Source organism: Hymenobacter segetis, assembly GCF_054776495.1.
Map to the genome: position 1 here is coordinate 607056 of NZ_BAAHBV010000002.1, position 17211 is coordinate 624266.

Annotated in this window: 10 protein-coding genes; 9 read left to right on the forward strand and 1 reads right to left on the reverse strand. The window is 62.4% G+C overall.

Going from position 1 to position 17211, the window contains the following annotated elements; genetic code table 11:
* Positions 1 to 254 precede the first annotated feature (254 nt).
* Positions 255 to 1298 carry a LacI family DNA-binding transcriptional regulator gene (locus tag ACYU70_RS13140; protein ID WP_342299492.1) on the reverse strand — a complete coding sequence of 348 codons (1044 nt, stop codon included), beginning with the start codon at positions 1296 to 1298 and terminating at the stop codon, positions 255 to 257.
* Positions 1299 to 1662: 364 nt separating this feature from the next.
* Here ACYU70_RS13140 and ACYU70_RS13145 point away from each other — a divergent pair, with 364 nt between their 5' ends.
* The 9 genes from ACYU70_RS13145 to ACYU70_RS13185 all read left to right on the forward strand — a co-directional run bounded on the left by ACYU70_RS13145 (position 1663) and on the right by ACYU70_RS13185 (position 17110).
* A complete protein-coding gene (locus tag ACYU70_RS13145; protein ID WP_342299494.1) occupies positions 1663 to 3978 on the forward strand; it encodes a chondroitinase-B domain-containing protein in 2316 nt (771 codons plus the stop codon).
* Positions 3979 to 4038: 60 nt separating this feature from the next.
* The gene (locus ACYU70_RS13150; protein ID WP_342299496.1) at positions 4039 to 4797 is read left to right on the forward strand and encodes an SDR family NAD(P)-dependent oxidoreductase; all 759 of its coding nucleotides are present in this window, start codon (positions 4039 to 4041) and stop codon (positions 4795 to 4797) included.
* A 4-nt stretch (positions 4798 to 4801) separates the two neighbouring features.
* On the forward strand, positions 4802 to 7039 hold the full coding sequence (locus ACYU70_RS13155) for a heparinase II/III domain-containing protein (protein ID WP_342299498.1): 2238 nt from the start codon (positions 4802 to 4804) through the stop codon (positions 7037 to 7039).
* A gap of 42 nt (positions 7040 to 7081) precedes the next feature.
* On the forward strand, positions 7082 to 7459 hold the full coding sequence (locus ACYU70_RS13160; protein ID WP_342299500.1) for a cupin domain-containing protein: 378 nt from the start codon (positions 7082 to 7084) through the stop codon (positions 7457 to 7459).
* A gap of 77 nt (positions 7460 to 7536) precedes the next feature.
* Positions 7537 to 8847 (forward strand): MFS transporter, encoded by a 1311-nt coding sequence (locus ACYU70_RS13165; RefSeq protein ID WP_342299501.1) that lies wholly within the window; start codon positions 7537 to 7539, stop codon positions 8845 to 8847.
* A 92-nt stretch (positions 8848 to 8939) separates the two neighbouring features.
* Positions 8940 to 12131, forward strand: a complete 3192-nt coding sequence (locus ACYU70_RS13170; protein ID WP_342299502.1) for a SusC/RagA family TonB-linked outer membrane protein — start codon at positions 8940 to 8942, stop codon at positions 12129 to 12131.
* A gap of 20 nt (positions 12132 to 12151) precedes the next feature.
* Positions 12152 to 13762, forward strand: a complete 1611-nt coding sequence (locus ACYU70_RS13175) for a RagB/SusD family nutrient uptake outer membrane protein (RefSeq protein ID WP_342299504.1) — start codon at positions 12152 to 12154, stop codon at positions 13760 to 13762.
* Between the two features lie 38 nt (positions 13763 to 13800).
* Complete coding sequence (locus tag ACYU70_RS13180) at positions 13801 to 14682, forward strand: alpha/beta hydrolase (protein ID WP_342299507.1); 882 nt, start codon at positions 13801 to 13803, stop codon at positions 14680 to 14682.
* A 148-nt stretch (positions 14683 to 14830) separates the two neighbouring features.
* Entirely contained in the window at positions 14831 to 17110 is a 2280-nt protein-coding gene (locus ACYU70_RS13185; RefSeq protein ID WP_342299509.1) for a T9SS type A sorting domain-containing protein, read from the forward strand.
* The last annotated feature ends 101 nt before the right edge of the window (positions 17111 to 17211 follow it).

Here is a 17211-nt window from a genome sequence, read left to right on the forward strand (position 1 = left end):
TAACTGGTCCTGGCGGCTGGTGGGTCGCCACCGGTTATATGTTGGCGCAAAGCAATTTGCTGCCAACCAAGCCGAGATGGAACGCGGAATGATGAAGCAGGCATAGCCCGCCGCTGGCCCGTTGGCCAAGGTGACCCAAACGGCATGTAAGCGGCTTTGCTAAAAAGCCCTCACTGCGCTATGCAATGAGGGCTTTTAACTAGCCATAGGCAGCGAATGGCAGCATTACCGCCCGTGCAGAGCGGGAACTACAGTCATGGCCTTCGCTTCAGGGAGGATTCCCGCACCACCAATACAGGCTTGAGCACGATGGTACGCGGCGGCAGAATCGATTCGCTATTCAACTGCTCCAGAAATAGTTGGGCCGCCACTTTGCCCATTTCAAATGCGGGCTGGCTTACGCTTGATAGCGTGGGCGTGAGCAAACTGGCCACGGGCTCGTCATTGAACCCAACCAAAGCCACATCCTCGGGCACGCGCTGGCCCCGGTGGCGCAGCGCCAGCAGAGCCCCAATGGCCAGCCGGTCGCTCACGGTGAAAATGGCATCGGGCTGCTGGCCGCTGGCCAGCAGCTGCTCGGTAGCCCGGTAGGCATGGGCCTGGTCGAATTCACAGTGGATGATAAGGTCCTCATTGACGGGCAAGCCGTGCTGGCGCAGGGCCGCGAGGTAGCCATCCTTGCGCTGGTTGCTGATGGAGAAGCTGGGCGGCCCGGCCAGGTAGGCAATGCGCCGGCAGCCCTGCTCAAACAAATGGTTGACGGCCTGCATGGCCCCGTCGTGGTTGTCGAGCACCACTTTGGTGGCATCGAGGTCCGTCGCCACGCGGTCGAAAAGGACCAGGGGCACACCGCGCGTCATCAGGCGGCGCATGTGGTCCACGTTGCTGGTGGCGCTGGAGAGGGACACGATGAGGCCATCGACCTGGCTGTTGAGCAGGCGCTGGGTGTTGGTGATTTCGCGGCCGTAAGACTCGTTCGACTGGCAGGTGAGGACGGTGTAGCCCGCTTCGAGGGCAATTTCGTCGATGCCGCGCACGGCCGTGGCGAAGAAGTAATCCAGGTTCGGCACGATGACGCCGATGCTGTGCGTGTGCCGCGTTACCAGGCTCAGGGCCACCTGGTTGGGCTGGTAATCGAGCTGCTTGGCCATGTCCAGCACCGCCTGCTTGGTGTCGGGGTTCACGTCGGGAAAGTCGCGCATGGCGCGCGAAACCGTGGAGATGGAAACGCCCAGCGAACGGGCAATATCCTTGATAGTGGCCGGTTTAGCCGGCCGTTCGCGGCGCTGAAGGGGCATGGGTGGGAAGGGAGAAGGTAGGATATTCTGAGCCGTCGCAAAGAGAACCGGGAGGCGTGAACACGCCCTGGACAAAGCCGTGCGGGCACTACAAAGGCCAACGCAAATCTAGCCAGTTGCCCGGAATGAGAGCTGCAGATTGAAATTAATTTAATTTTTCAAAGGACAATTCGTTTTTACGCAATCGATGCCGGTAACGTTGCCGGTAACGTTTTCACGGGTCAAACACACATTAAAAATGCCTTAAAACGATTATTAAATGCATTTTTGAGCTTGGAATCGTTTGTGGGAAAGCATACATTTGGAATACCAAAGCGGCTCACCAATGCTGCATCCTTTCAATAACAATTGAATTTTATAAAGAATGCCGGCCTCCTGCAAATGGCTTCTGTATCTGGCGCTGCTGACGAGTGGCACCGCCGCCCGCGCCGCCAACATCCGGGTGACGGACGTGGCGGCGTTCCGGACAGCGGTGCCACGACTGCAACCCGGCGACACGCTGGTGCTGGCCGCCGGGCCGTGGGCCGATGCGCCACTGGTATTCAGCGGCCACGGCACGGCCGCCCGCCCCATTGTGCTGCGGGCAGAGCGGCCGGGCGTAGTGCAGTTGCGCGGGCAGTCGAGCCTGCGGCTGGCGGGGGAATACCTAGTGGTGATGGGGCTGGATTTTCGCAACGGCTACGCGCCGAAGGGTGGCGTGATTGAGTTTCGGGACGGCAGCAACGGGCTGGCCAACCACTGCCGCGTGACCGAATGTGTGATTGACAATTTCAACCGGCCCAGCAGCGACAAGGACGACAAGTGGATTCACTTCTACGGCCAGTACAACCGCTTCGACCACAACTACATCGCGGGCAAGAAAACCGGCGGCGTGACCATAGTAGTAGAATTGCCCACGCCCGAAAGCCGCGAAAATCACCACCAGATTGACCACAACTTTTTCGGCCCGCGCCCACGCTTAGGCTCGAATGGCGGCGAAACCATCCGTATCGGGCTAGGCGAAACCTCGTTGTCGCCCTCGCGCACGGTGGTGGAAGACAACTACTTCTACCATTGCAACGGCGAGACGGAAATCATCTCCATCAAATCGGGCGAAAATATGGTGCGCCGCAACCTATTTGAGGAGTGCGAAGGCTCGGTGGTGCTGCGCCACGGCAACAACAACGTGGTGGAAGGCAACTACTTCCTCGGCCACGGCAAGGAGCAGACGGGCGGCGTGCGCGTCATCAACGCCGGGCACCGCGTGGCGGGTAACTACTTCGCCGACCTCACCGGCCACGACTTTCGCGGGGCGCTGGTCATCATGAATGGCATCCCGAACTCGCCCCTCAACCGCTACGCCCCGGTGCGCGACGTGCTCATCGAAAACAACACCTTCGTGAACTGTGAGAGCGTGGAGCTGGCCGCCGGCAAAAGCGCCGAGCTGAGCCTCCCTCCTACCGGCGTCACGCTGAAAGACAACGTCTTCTACAGTCCCAGGCTGTCCAACCCGTTTCACGTCTACGACGACATCAGTGGCCTGGCATTCAGCAATAATTCGCTGCAAATAAGCGGCAAAGGTCCCGACATAAAAGGACTGGACGCCGCCGTACTCACGGTGCAAAAATCCGCCGATGGCCTGCTGGTGCCCACGCCCAAAGGCGCACTCAAAACCACCCTGCGCCGCCCCCTAACAGCCGCCGAAGCCGGCCCCCGCTGGTTCCGGCCCGAGGATGCGAAGGCCGCGCCGCGCACCGGCCGCGTGGTGCCGGCTGCCAATACCGAAGCCTTGCACCAAAACTGCCAAATGGCTAAACCAGGCGATATTATCGAACTGACCCAGGCCGGGCCATATGCACTGGCGCAGCCACTGGTGGTGGCCGTGCCGCTCACGGTTCGGGCTAAAAAAGGCGTCCAGCCAGTGTTAGCCGCGACGGGGGCGCAACCGCTGTTCCGGTTTGAAAACGGCGGCACGCTACGGCTGCAAAACCTGGCCTTGGATGGCGCGGCGGCCGGGGCCACGAGCCTCATTCAACCCAGCGGCCAAGCTATGCTGGACCACTACAGCCTGTGGGCTAATAACTGCGCATTTTATAACCTGAAGGACCCGGGCAGCCAGGTTTTCCGGGCTACCACCGCTACGTTTGCCGATACGGTGCAGTTTGCCAACTGCCGGTTTTATGACCTGGCCGGCGGCGCGCTGAGCCTCGCCACCGAAACCCAGGACCTCGGCACCTACAACGCCGAAGTGGTGATTCTGCGCAACTGCCTGTTTCGCAACGTGCGCGGCACGGCGCTCGACCTCTACCGCGGCGGCAAGGACGAGAGCACCTTCGGCCCCTTCCTCATCGTGGACCACTGCACCTTCGATAACGTGGGCACTGCCGCCGGTAGTCCCGTGCTGAAACTCACCGGTGTGCAGCGCTCCACCATCCAGAACTGCCTGTTTGCCAACTGCGCCCCGGTCGGGCCGGCTATTCAATACACCGAATTGGGCAAAGCCAGCAACCTGCTGGCGAGCACCAATTTCTACCAGTCGGGCAAAGTAGAGGCGAAATTCCCGCCGCGCACCGCCAGGCTCACCTACCTGCCCACCGCCTTCGTGGCCCCGCAGCGCTTCGACTACCGCCTGAAAACGCCGGTGGCCGCGCTCACGGCCGGCACCGATGGCCGCCCGGTGGGTTATCTCACTCCGCAATAATTCTTTCCCGCTTCCAACCCATTATCACACCCTGGGCTTCGGCCCGAAAATTCCCCACACATGCACGATTTATCAGGAAAAGTAGCGTTGGTTAGCGGCGGTGGCCGCGACATTGGTCGCCAGGTTTCGCTCGCTTTGGCCAAAGCTGGCGCCAACGTCTGCTTCAATTATTTCGACTCGGAAACGGAATCGGACGAAACCAAAAAGCAGATTGAAGCGCTGGGCGCGGGCCAGGTAGTGGCCGCGCAGGGCGACATGACCAAAGCCGCTGATGTAGCGCAAGTGGTGAAAACCTGCACCGATGCCTTCGGCCCAAAAATCGACATTCTGGTGAACGTGGTGGGCGGCCTTGTGGCCCGCAAGACACTGGAAGAAATGGATGAGTCCTTCTGGGATTTCGTGATTGACGTGAACCTGAAATCGGTGTTTTTGCTCAGCAAAGCCGTGGTGCCGCACATGACGGAGGGCGGGGCCATCGTCAACTTCGCCTCACAGGCGGCCCGCGACGGCGGCGGCCCCGGTGCCCTGGCCTACGCCACCGGCAAAGGCGGCGTGCTAACCCTGACCCGTGGCCTGGCCAAGGAGCTGGGCCCCAAAGGCATCCGGGTGAATGCCGTGTCGCCGGGCATGATTGCCACGGCCTTCCACGACACCTTCACCAAGCCCGAGGTGCGCGAGCGGGTGGCCGGCGGCACGCCGCTGCGCCGCGAAGGCCAGGCCCGGGAAGTGGCTGATTTGGTGACGTATCTGGCGTCGGGCGAGTCGTCATTCATCACGGGCGCTTCGATGGAAATCAATGGTGGCACTTACTTCATTTAGGCAGATGCGTTGCCGCTGGACAGGACGTATTCGGGGGTTGGTGCTGGCCGTAGCCGGCCTGCTGGCTGCGGAAGCGGCCCGCGCCGGTGCGCCTGCGCCTGGCCACCCGGCGCTACTCATCACGGCGGCCGAGGTACCGGCGCTGCGGCAAGCCCAGGGCCAGTATCCGCTGTTCGACAAAAGCTACCGCGCCCTGCAAAAAACGGCCGACAAAGCCCTTTCCAGCCCCATTGCGGTGCCCGTGCCCAAGGACCCCGCCGGTGGCTACACCCACGAGCAGCACACCCGCAACTACTACGCCATGCAGGCCGCCGGCATCTGCTTCCAGATGACCAAGGACGGCAAGTACGCCCGCTTCGTGCGCGATATGCTGCTGGAATACAGCAAACTGATTCCGGGCCTAAAAAACCATCCGGAGGCCAAAAGCTCGTCGCCGGGCCGGCTGTTTCACCAGGCGCTGAACGATGCCAACTGGCTGGTGTATAGCGCACAGGGCTACGATGCCGTGTATGACACACTGACGCCCGCCGAGCGCAAGCAGATTGAGGACGGGGCCTTCCGGCCGCTGTGCAGCTACTTCACCCAAGACCTGAAATCGTGGTTTGACCTCGTGCATAACCACGGCGTGTGGGCGGCCGCCGGGGTGGGCATGGTGGGCTACGCCATGCACGACCAGAAACTGATAAACCTGGCGGTGCACGGCAGCTCGGGCAACGACAAAAGTGGCTTCCTGGCCCAGCTGAACGGGCTTTTCTCGCCTGATGGCTACTACACCGAGGGGCCGTACTACTCGCGCTACGCGCTGTCGCCGTTCTACATGTTTGCCCAGGCCATCGATAACAACCAGCCCGAGCTGCACATTTTCGAGTACCGGGGCAGCATCCTGAAAAAGGCGCTGAACTCGTCGCTCCAGCTCACCAACAACGATGGCCGCTACTACCCGCTCAACGATGCGCTGAAGGAAAAGGACTGGACAACGCAGGAGCTGATTGGGGCCGTATCGATTGCCGCGCAGCACTACGGTGTTGATAAAACCCTGCTGGGGTTGGCCCAGCAGCAGGGCAAGGTAATGATTTGCCCCGGCGGGCTGGCTGTGGCCAAAGCGGTGCAGGAAGCCGGCAAAAACCTGCTGCCCTACCAGCGCCAAAGCGTCCTTTACACCGACGGCCCCACCGGCACCGAGGGCGGCCTGGCCGTACTCCGCGCCGGGGCCCAAGATGCCCAGACCAGCCTGATTTTCAAGTACACCAGCCACGGGCTGTCGCACGGGCACTACGATAAGCTCGGCATCGTGCTTTACGACCAGGGGCGGGAGGTTTTGCAGGATTACGGGGCCGTGCGCTTCCTCAACGTGGAGGCCAAAGAAGGCGGCCGCTACCTGCCCGAAACCAAAACCTGGGGCAGCCAGACCATCGCGCACAACACGCTGGTGGTGGACGAGGCCTCCGATTTCGGCGGCAAGGAAAGTGTGGCCGAGCAGAACGCCGGCCAGGCTTGGTTTGCCGATATCCGCAACGCCAAGGCGCAGGTGGTAAGCGCGAAGGCGAACACCGCCTACCCCGGCGTGCAATTACAACGCACCGTGGCACTGGTGCTCGACAGTATCTCGGGCAAGCCGCTGGTGCTGGACGTATTTCGAGTGCAGGCCACCGCGCCGCACCAGTACGACCTCCCGTGGTACTACCAGGGCCAGCTGATTTCGACCAGCTTCAAATACGACAGCTTCGCCACAAGCCGGCAGACGGTGGGGCTGAAGAACGGCTACCAGCATCTCTGGCGCGAGGCCGTCAGTCAGCCGGTGCGCACGCCCGGCGTGGCCACCCTCACTTGGCTCAACGGCCCCCAGTTCTACTCCCTGAGCACGGCCACCGACACGGCCACGCATCTGGTGCTGGCCCGCGTCGGGGCCACCGACCCCAACTTCAACCTGCGCCCCGAACCCGCTTTGATTGTGCGCGAAAAGGCGCAGAACCAGGTTTTCGTGTCGGTGATTGAGGGCCACGGCGAATTCAATCCGACCTCCGAAGTAGCCAGCGGCTCGCGCAGCAACGTGGCCCGGGTGACAGTGCTGGCCGACAGCCCCGAGGCCACGGTGGTGGAAGTGCAGCTGCGGCGCGGCGGGACCTACCGCCTGGCTATCGCCAATCAGGACGCCGCCGCCACCAAAGCCCACCAGGCCACCGTGGCCGGCCAGCCCCTGCGCTGGCAGGGCCCTTACCAGCTGCGCCACACCGGCCGCTAAATCAATATTTCTACCACCAATTAACCTGAATCCAACCCTCTTATGCGGTATTTCAGCACTCCTTTTATTCAAGACCAGGACATTGCCTGGGAAGCCGTGAGCCCCGGCGTGCGGCGCAAGATTCTCGCCTACGACGACACCTTGATGCTGGTGAAAGCCGACTTCGAAACCGGGGGCGTGGGGCCCATCCATCAGCATTTTCACAGCCAGATTACCTACATCGAAAGCGGGGAGTTTGCCGTGACCATCGGCGAGGATACTCAAGTGCTGCGCACGGGCGATGTGTACTACATCCTGCCCAATGTGCCGCACGGGGCCACGGCCATCCAGGCCGGCGTGCTGCTGGATATTTTCAGCCCCATCCGGGAGGATTTTATGACCGGGCACCCGGCATACGCGCCGGCGGCTGCGGCAGTCTAAATCGGCTGGCAGTCATGCAGAGCGCAGCATGACATTCTTTTAATAACGCTACCCTCCCCCATCCCAAATCCCACCCGATGCAGCCACTTACCGCCCCGCCGCCCACCCCGGCTCCTGCGCCGCCCGCCACCCGCAAGGTGGAAGGGCTGCGCTGGTGGATTATCGTGCTCATTGCCATTGCCACGGTTATCAACTACATCGACCGCAACGCGCTGGCTGTAATGTGGCCCGGGATTGCCAATGACTTGCAGCTCGACAAGAACCAATACGCGCTGGTGGTGAGCTTCTTCATGGTGGCGTATGCCATCAGCCAGAGCGTGTCGGGGCGGGTGTTTGATAAGGTGGGGACGCGCATCGGGTTCACGCTCTCCATTGTGGTGTGGAGCGTGGGGGCGGCGCTGCACTCGCTGTCGCGCGGGCTTGTGTCGTTTGCGGTGTTTCGGGCCATTCTGGGGCTGGGCGAGGCCGGCAACTGGCCCGGCGCGGCCAAGTCGAACGCCGAGTGGTTTCCGGTGCGGGAGCGGGCGTTTGCGCAGGGCTTGTTCAATGCGGGGGCGTCGGTGGGCGCGGTGGTTTCGGCTCCGCTCATTGCGTATTTCTATGGCTCGCTGGGCTGGAAAATCACCTTCCTGCTCATCGGCGGGCTGGGTTTGATTTGGGTAATTCCGTGGTGGATTGTGAACAAGGCCACGCCCGCCACCCACCCCTGGTTGACCGAGGCTGAGCGCCAGCATATCCTGGACGGGCAGCCACCGGCCGCGCCGGACGTGGCCGAAGTGGCGTTGCCCATCCGCACGCTGCTGAGTTACCGGCAGTCGTGGGCGGTGCTGGGCTCCCGGTTTCTGCTCGACCCCATTTGGTGGTTGTTTGTGAGCTGGCTGCCGATTTACCTGCACGAGCGGTTTCAGTTCGATATCAAGCAGATTGGCGCGTTTGCCTGGTTTCCGTACGTGGGCGCGGCCATTGGCAGCCTGGGCGGCGGCTGGTTGTCGGGGCGGCTCATCAAGGGTGGCAGCACCGTGAACCGGGCGCGCAAAACCTGCATCGCGCTGGGCTGCATCATCATGCTACCGGCACTGATTCTCAGCTCGCAGGCTACTACACCGGAGTACGCCATGGGCTGTATCTTCTTTGCTCTCATGGGTTTCCAGATTACGATTGGCAACATCCAGACCCTGCCGGGCGACTTGTTTTCGGGCAAGTCGGTGGGCACGCTGGCGGGGCTGGGCGGAACGGCGGCCGTGTTCGGCACGCTGCTCACTACCTGGCTAGTGCCGGTGCTCACGCGCACCAGCTACGTGCCGTTTTTCGCGCTGGCGGCGCTGCTCGTGCCGCTGGGCGCGGCCGTGGCGCTGGGCGTCAGCGGCACCATCCGGCGGGTGGCTTAGCCTCATCTCACCCGCGAATTTTCTTTAATCCCCAAAACAGCCGGCACCTCTGCCGACCTGCTTAGAATTCCCACCCTTTAGCTTTTACAGCTATGTTTCCTCTTTTTACGAAAGACAATCCGGCCCGCCGACTGAGCCGCGCCCTCCCGCCGCTGGTGCTGCTGGCGCTGCTGCCGGGCATCTTGCCGGTGCAGGCCCAGGCCCAAACGCAGGTGCTCAAGGGCATCACTGTGACGGGCCGGGTGAAGGACGTGACCGGCGAAAACCTCATCGGCGTGACGGTGCGCGTGAAGGACGGCACCGTGGGCACCGTGACCGATGCCGAGGGAAAATTCAACATCCAGGCCCCGAATAGCCAGGCGATGCTGATATTTTCCTACGTGGGCTACCAGCAAGTAGAGCGTGCCATTAAGGGCAATACGCTGCTGAACATCACGCTGAAAGGCGACGCCCAGAGCCTGGAAGAAGTGGTGGTGGTGGGCTACGGCGAGGTGAAGCGCGGCGACCTCACCGGCTCGGTGGGCTCGGTGAACGTGGAGGATTTGAACAAGGCCCCGGTGAAGTCGTTCGACGATGCGCTGGCCGGGCGCGTGGCCGGCGTGCAGGTGGCCTCGCCCGATGGGCAGCCCGGCGCGGCCCCGGCCATCATCATCCGGGGCGGCAACTCCATCACGCAGGATAATTCGCCGCTCTACGTTATCGACGGCTTTCCCATTGAGGGCTACAACAATAACTCGCTCAATCCGAGCGAGATTGAATCCATTCAGGTGCTAAAGGATGCGTCGGCCACGGCCATCTACGGCTCGCGGGGAGCCAACGGGGTCATTCTCGTGACCACCAAGCGCGGCACCGAGGGCGCGCCCACCATCACCTACGACGGCTACTTTGGCGAGCAGCAAAGCCTGAGCCGCGCCAAGCTGATGGACCCGTATGAATTCGTGAAGCTCCAGCTCGAATACGACCCCATCAACGCCGCCAACCTGTACCTGAAAAACGGCCAGACGCTGGACAGCTACCGCAATGCACCCAGCATCGACTGGCAGGATGAGCTGCTGCGCATCGCGCCCATGCAGAGCCACAACCTGGCCCTGCGCGGCGGCAACAAGGGCACCAAATACTCGGTTTCGGGCTCGATACTGGACCAGAAGGGCACCATCATCGCCTCGGGTTTCAAGCGCTACCAGGGCCGTTTCACCCTCGACCAGGACGTGAACCGCAACCTGCGGGCCGGCCTGAATGCCAACTACAGCAACTTCACCTCATACGGCACGCCGGTGGCCGGCGCGGGCAACTCCGACCTAGCCCTGCTCACCAGCCTGTATGGCTACCGGCCCATCAACGGCGGCAACGACCTGACTACGCTACTCAACGCCGAGCAGGACGCGGAAGTCACCTCCGCTACCAATTTCCAGTGGAATCCGCGCCTGACTGCCGAGAACGAGCTGCGCAACCGCATCACCAACCAGCTCACGGCCAATGCTTACGCCGAATATCTCATCGGCAGCTCGCTGCGGCTGCGCGTGACGGGCGGCGTGAACCGCAGCGTGCTGCGCTACGAAACCTTCAACAACTCCAGCACCCGCACGGGCAACCTCAACAGCGTGCAGGGCTTTAATGGCGTGAACGGCTCGGTGGTGTTCACGGAGCTGAACAACTACGTGAACGAGAATACGCTGACGTACAACAAGCTATTTAGCGGCAAGCACCGGATTAATTCCGTTACTGGCTTCACGGTGCAGGGCAACCGCACGGCGCTGTCGGGCGGCGGCTCGGTGCTGGTGCCGAATGAGAGCCTGGGCATCAACGGGTTGAGCGACGGCACGCCGTACAGCATCACCAGCTACCAGGGGCAGAACACGCTGCTGTCGTTTCTGGAGCGCGTGAATTACAACTACTTGTCGCGCTACCTGCTCACGCTTTCGTTCCGGGCCGATGGCTCGTCGCGCTTCGCGGAGGGGCAGAAGTGGGGTTATTTCCCCTCGGGTTCGGTGGCCTGGCACATCAGCCAGGAGGATTTCATGAAGGGGCTGAAGTCGGTGTCGGACGCAAAAATCCGGGCCAGCTACGGCGTGACGGGCAACAACCGCGTGGGCGACTACGCCTCGTTTTCGACCCTGAGCTTGCCGGTGGCCGAGTCGTACTCGCCGGGCGGCGTGTTCGTGCGCGGGGCCGCGCCCATTGCGCTGGGCAACCCCAATCTGAAATGGGAAACCACCGCCGAAGCCGATTTGGGCGTGGATTTGGGCTTTTTCAACCAGCGCATCACCCTCACGGCCGACCTCTACCGCAAAAAAACCACCGACCTGCTGCTCAACTCGCAGCTGCCTCCCACCAGCGGCTACCTCACCGCCTTCCAGAACATCGGCTCGGTACAGAACGAGGGTTTGGAGCTGACGCTGGGCACCGTGAACGTGGCCCAGAAAGCTTTCGGCTGGACCAGCAGCTTCAACATCGCCTTCAACAAAACCAAGGTTCTCGGGCTGTCGCAAAACCAGGACAATCTGCTGACCACCGTGCCGTGGTCGTCGGCCTCGGGCTACGGCAACGTGCCGGCCTACATCGCGCAGGTGGGCCAGCCGGTGGCGCAGATGTACGGTTTTGAGTGGATTGGCAACTACCAGCTCAGCGACTTCAACGAGACGTCGCCCGGCGTGTACGCCCTCAAGGACGGCGTGCCCAACAACGGCATCACGCGCACCAGCATCCGGCCCGGCGACATCAAATACGCCGACCTGAACAACGACGGCGTGGTGGACAACAACGACCGCAAAGTCATCGGCAACCCCAACCCCAAGTTCATCGGCGGCTTCTCGAACAACTTTACCTTCAAAGGTTTTGATTTGAACGTGTTCCTGCAGTTCTCCTACGGCAACGACATCCTCAACGCCAACCGCATCATCTTCGAGGGCGGCGCGCTCAAGCCCGGCCTCAACCAATTCGCCAGCTACGCCAACCGCTGGACCATCGACAACCCCACCAACGACCTCTACCGCGTGGGCGGCCAGGGCCCGCGCGTGTACTCCACCCGCATCATCGAGGACGGCTCCTACCTGCGCCTCAAAACCGTGAACCTGGGCTACACCTTCCCGGCTCCGCTGGCCCGCCGCGCCCACCTGCAAAGCCTGCGCGTGTACGCCTCGGCCCAAAACCTGCTGACGTGGACCAAATACTCCGGCAACGACCCCGAAGTATCGGCCTATGGCGGGGCCCTCACGCCGGGCTTCGATTTCTCGGTGTACCCCCGCGCCCGCACCTTCACGCTGGGCCTCAATTTCTCCTTGTAAGCTTCTCAGTCTTAACGGCCATGAAAAAATCATTTCTGCCCAAAACCCTGGGCTTGCTGCTGGGCCTGAGCTGCCTGAGTTCGTGCAAGGATTTCCTGAACACGCTGCCCGAAAGCACCATCGCGCCCCAAACGTATTACAAAACCGAAGCCCAGCTCACGGCCGCCCTCATGGCCGTGTACAGCGAAATGGGCAACAGCGACGAGTCCACGTATTCGCGCTTTTTATCCCTGGAAGCGCCCAGCGCCAACGACGAGCAGCTGCTGCGCAGCAACGCCGCCGTGGCCGTGAGTGCCTACAATTTCGACCCGTCCTACGCCAACCTCGTCAACTGCTGGACCGACCTCTACGAAGGCATCAACCGCGCCAACGCCCTGCTCGAAAACATCGACAAGAGCCAGGCCAGCGCCGCTGCCAAAGAGCAGATTCGGGCCGAAGCGCTGTTTCTGCGGGCCTACTACTATTTCATTCTGGTGGGCTACTGGGGCGATGTACCGCTGAAGCTGAGCAGCACCACCTCGGCCCAGAACGTGAATATTTCCCGCACGCCGGCCGCCGATGTGTACGCCCAGATTATTAATGACATGACCTCGGCCGAGGCTGTACTCAAGAACAACACCGACTGGGGCAACACCGGCCGCATCAGCAAAACGGCCGCCGCTGGCATGCTGGCGCGGGTCAACCTGCATGCCGCCGGCCGGCTGGGCGATGCGTCCAAATACACCGCCGCCCGTACCTGGGCGTTGAAGGTGATGAACTCCGGCCTGCACGCGCTGAGCAGCGACTACAGCCAGATTTTTAAGAACGAAAGCGCCGACATCTACGACCTGAAGGAGTGCCTGTGGGAAGTGGAATTCAATGGCAACGGCGTGGGCAACGTGTACCGCGAAATCGAGCGGTTTGGCTCGACGCTGGGCATCCCCAACAACAACGAAACCGTCGGCTTTATGCAGGGCCAGTACGTGGCCACCGGCGTGCAATTCCAGCGCTACGGCACCGGCGACCTGCGCCGCGATTGGAACATCGCCCCCTTCACCTACACCGGCCAGGATGCCACCAAGGCCCAGATTCCCTACGCTGCCACCTACGTGTGGGGCCGCTACATCGCCAAGTGGCGCCGCCAGTACCAGACCATTGCTTTCGCCAAAAACTTCGGCCCCACCAACTGGCCGCTACTGCGCTACTCCGATGTGCTGCTGATGTTTGCCGAAGCCGACAACGAGGTGAACGGCGGCCCCACAACCGACAGCTACCTGGCCCTGAACCAGGTGCGCCGCCGCGGCTACGGCCTGCCGATAAACACTGTCTCAACCGTGGCCGACACCCGCGCCGGCCAAAGCAAAGCCGATTTCCTGACCACCCTCAAAGACGAGCGCGCCCGTGAGCTGGCCTTCGAAGGCCTCCGCAAGCTCGACCTGCTGCGCTGGGGCACCTTCCTCACCGTGATGAAGGGCATGGTGCCCATCATCACCGCCCAGGCCCCCAGCGCCTCGAACAGTGGCATCGGCTATTACGGCCGCGCCGCCACGCTGGTGCCTTACAACAACGTGTCGCAAAGGGACTTGCTCTGGCCGATTCCGAGCACGGAAATCTCGCTTAATAAGTCGATGACGCAGAATACGGGCTGGTAGCCGGCGTTCATCTCACCAAATCCCACCCTTCTCCTCCAATGAAATCCCTCATCCTCTCCTTCAGCCTCCTGGCCAGCGCCCAACTCGCCCACTGCCAGGCCGGCCCGCCCATTCCCACCGATTCCACCGTGAAGGTGATTCCGGTGCCGAAAGGCTTCACCAAGCAAATTGACGTGGTGTACACCCGCGTCAACGGCTGGGACGGGCGCATGGACCTCTACCTGCCGCCGGCGGGCAGTGCGCCCACGCCCATCATCATCAACATTCACGGCGGCGGCTGGAACAAGGGCACCAAGGAGTCGCAATCGGGGTTCAGCGGCTTTTTCCGGAAGGGCTACGCCGTGGCGAATGTGGAGTACCGGCTCTCGCAGCAGGCTACCGCCCCGGCGGCCGTGCAGGACGTGCGCTGTGCCTTGATTTACCTGATTAACAACGCCAAGAAGCTGAACATTGACCCGAATAAAATCGTAATTATGGGCGCTTCGGCGGGCGGACACCTGGCTTTGGTGGGCGGTCTGCTTGAAAATGACCACCGCTTCGACACCAACTGCCCGACCAAAGAGAAGGTGAAAGTGCTGGCCATCGTGGACAAATACGGCATCACCAACGCCGGGACCTGGGCGAGCAAATCGGGCAAGCAATGGCTCGGGGCACACTATGGCGATGAGGCGTTTATCCAGTCGGTTTCGCCGCTTTATCTGGTGAAGAAAACCAGCCCGCCCACGTTCATCGTGCACGGCGATGCCGACCCCACGGTACCCTACTCGCAGTCGGTAGACCTGCACGACAAGCTGGTGAAAATGGGGGTCAAAACCGAGTTTTTGACCGTGCCCGGCGGGCAGCACGGCAAGTTTCCCGCCGAGGAAAACAAGCGGGTGAACGAGGCCATTATGAAGTTTCTGACCGAAGTCGGGCTGTAGCCCAGCCCCTGAGAGTGCCGTTAGTCGCGGGGCTTTCTCCCTCTTTTTTGGATGAGTGGACGGATAGCATTTGGTGGAGCCAGCGGGCTCGCCGAATGCTATTCCCGGCCGCGCCATGCCCTTTTCAAACCCACCCAACCTTTTGAATATGCCTAAACTTTACACCATTTTGGGGCTAAGCTGGAGCCTGGGCCTGCTGCCGCTGGCCGGTCAGGCGCAAACCCAGACGCCCACCACTATCACGCCCGTCGATGTGACGGGCTTTGGCAGCGCCAATGCCTACACGCAGAATTTCAACGCGCTGTTCCGCACCTCGGGCAGCACCAGCAGCGCCCTGCCGGCCGGCTGGGGCTTTGCCGAAACCGGCGACCTAGCCAATGGCACCTACGCGGTATCGACGGGCAGCACCGGCGTGGGCGACACCTACAGTTTCGGGGCCAGCACCAGCGTGAACGGGGCCGCCGACCGGGCCTTCGGCGCGGTGCAAAACACCAGCGCCGGCACCACCCTGGCCGCGACGCTGGGCGTAGCTTTCCGCAACCTCACGGGCAGCCCGATTGACGGCTTCACCATCCAATACCAGGGCGAGCAGTGGCGCAACGGCAACAGCGCCCGCGCCGATGCCGACCGCCTCGATTTTCAGTACGTGACCACCACCAGCACGCCGGCCGCCAGCCTGATTAGCGGCGGCTACACCACCGTCGCCGCCCTGAGCTTTTCGAGCCCGCGCTACAACACGGCTGCCGCGCCTGGTGCCGCAGTGACGCTGGATGGCAACGCGGCCGGCAATTTTCAGACAGTCAGCGCCTTTCTGCCGGTGCATCTTGATGCGGGCGCGACTATCTATCTGCGCTGGGTTGACTTTGATGTGAGCGGCACCGACGATGGCCTGGGCATCGACGACTTCCAACTAACGGCCGTTCAGCTGCCCGCCGTGACTACGGACGCGCCGGCCGTAGCTGTCTTCAGCACCACCGTGGGCGGTAATGTGAGCAGCGCCGGCACCAACGGCCCCGTGACGGGCCGCGGCGTGGTGTACAGCGCCACCAACCTGACGCCCACCATCGGCGGCTCCGATGCGACGGCCGTGTCCGTGGGCAGCGGTTTGGGCGCGTTCAGCACGGCCCTCACGGGGCTCATGCACTTCACCACCTACTACGTGGCCGCCTACGCCACCAATGCCAACGGCACCAGCTACGGCCCGGTCGAAACCTTCGTATCCGGGGCAGGGGCCACCAGCCTCACAGCCCTGAACGTGGCGTATGCGGAGAATTTCAACACCCTGGCCAGCACGGGCGGCACCAATGCCAAAGCCACCCTGCCCGCCGGCTGGGACTTCGTGGAAGTGGTGCCGGCTAGTGGCAGCGGCTCCAGCGCGCCCGACAACACGTACTCGACCGCCGCCAGCAACACCGGCAACACCTACAGCCTGGGCACCGCCGGCACTACCGACCGCGCCCTCGGTATGGTGCAGAACAGCGGCGTGCAGTCCACCATCGGCGCGGCGTTTGTCAACAATACCAGCCAAACCATCACCAGCATTCGCATCAGCTACACCGGCGAGATGTGGCGCGCCGGCGGCTCCGGCCTCACCGACCGCATCGAATTCGAGTACAGCACCAGTGCCACGGCCCTCACCACCGGCACCTTCACCGCCGTGCCGGCCCTGAATTTTGCCAGCCCCACCAGCCCCGCCACCAACACCGCCCTCGATGGCAACGACGCTGCCAACCGCGCCGCCCGCATTGCCATCATTGCGGTGAGCATCGCGCCCGGCGGCAGCCTATTCATCCGCTGGAACGACATCAACGTGGCCGGCACCGATGACGCGCTGGGCGTGGAAGACTTTTCGCTAACGGCCTCCACCACCCCGCTGCCAGTTGAATTGGTTGATTTCACGGCCACCCCAACCAGCACCGGAGCCGCCCAGCTCGCCTGGCGCACCGCTTCCGAGCGCAACAGCGCCTACTTTGCCATCGAGCGCAGCACCACCGACGGCCGCACGTTTGAAACGCTGGACCAAGTGCCGGCGCAGGGCAATTCCACCAGCCCGACTGCCTACGCCTGGCGCGATGCCAACCGGCCTGCCGCCGCCGTGCTCTACTACCGCCTGCGGCAGGTGGATAAGGACGGCACCACCGCTTACTCGCCCGTGCGCGCCGTGAAAACCGGCCTCGCGGCGGCTCTGGCCGTCCGTTTCGAAGTGTACCCGACCATTATCGAGCAAGGACAGCTTCGCTACTTCGGGCAGGGCCTCGCGCCGGATGCCCGCATGGAGCTGTACTCCTTCACCGGCCAACTTGTGAAGCGCCAGGCAGTAGCAGGCGAAGCCGGTTTCATATCAGTAGCCGGACTGACCGCAGGTTGGTATCTGGCCCGATTACTGACTGCTGGCGAGCAGAAACAGGCGCGGTTCTACGTGCCTTAAGTCGCTTTCGCAATGTTACTGGAATCGCTGAACGACGTAGGGGCGGGGCTTGCCCCCGCCCGGGCACCCACGCCAAACCAACAAAATCGTTCAACGGCGGG

Coding starts and splice junctions, on each gene's coding strand:
- ACYU70_RS13140 (WP_342299492.1), bottom strand. CDS start 1,298: ATGCCCCTTCAGCGCCGCGAACGGCCGGCTAAACCGGCCACTATCAAG.
- ACYU70_RS13145 (WP_342299494.1), top strand. CDS start 1,663: ATGCCGGCCTCCTGCAAATGGCTTCTGTATCTGGCGCTGCTGACGAGT.
- ACYU70_RS13150 (WP_342299496.1), top strand. CDS start 4,039: ATGCACGATTTATCAGGAAAAGTAGCGTTGGTTAGCGGCGGTGGCCGC.
- ACYU70_RS13155 (WP_342299498.1), top strand. CDS start 4,802: ATGCGTTGCCGCTGGACAGGACGTATTCGGGGGTTGGTGCTGGCCGTA.
- ACYU70_RS13160 (WP_342299500.1), top strand. CDS start 7,082: ATGCGGTATTTCAGCACTCCTTTTATTCAAGACCAGGACATTGCCTGG.
- ACYU70_RS13165 (WP_342299501.1), top strand. CDS start 7,537: ATGCAGCCACTTACCGCCCCGCCGCCCACCCCGGCTCCTGCGCCGCCC.
- ACYU70_RS13170 (WP_342299502.1), top strand. CDS start 8,940: ATGTTTCCTCTTTTTACGAAAGACAATCCGGCCCGCCGACTGAGCCGC.
- ACYU70_RS13175 (WP_342299504.1), top strand. CDS start 12,152: ATGAAAAAATCATTTCTGCCCAAAACCCTGGGCTTGCTGCTGGGCCTG.
- ACYU70_RS13180 (WP_342299507.1), top strand. CDS start 13,801: ATGAAATCCCTCATCCTCTCCTTCAGCCTCCTGGCCAGCGCCCAACTC.
- ACYU70_RS13185 (WP_342299509.1), top strand. CDS start 14,831: ATGCCTAAACTTTACACCATTTTGGGGCTAAGCTGGAGCCTGGGCCTG.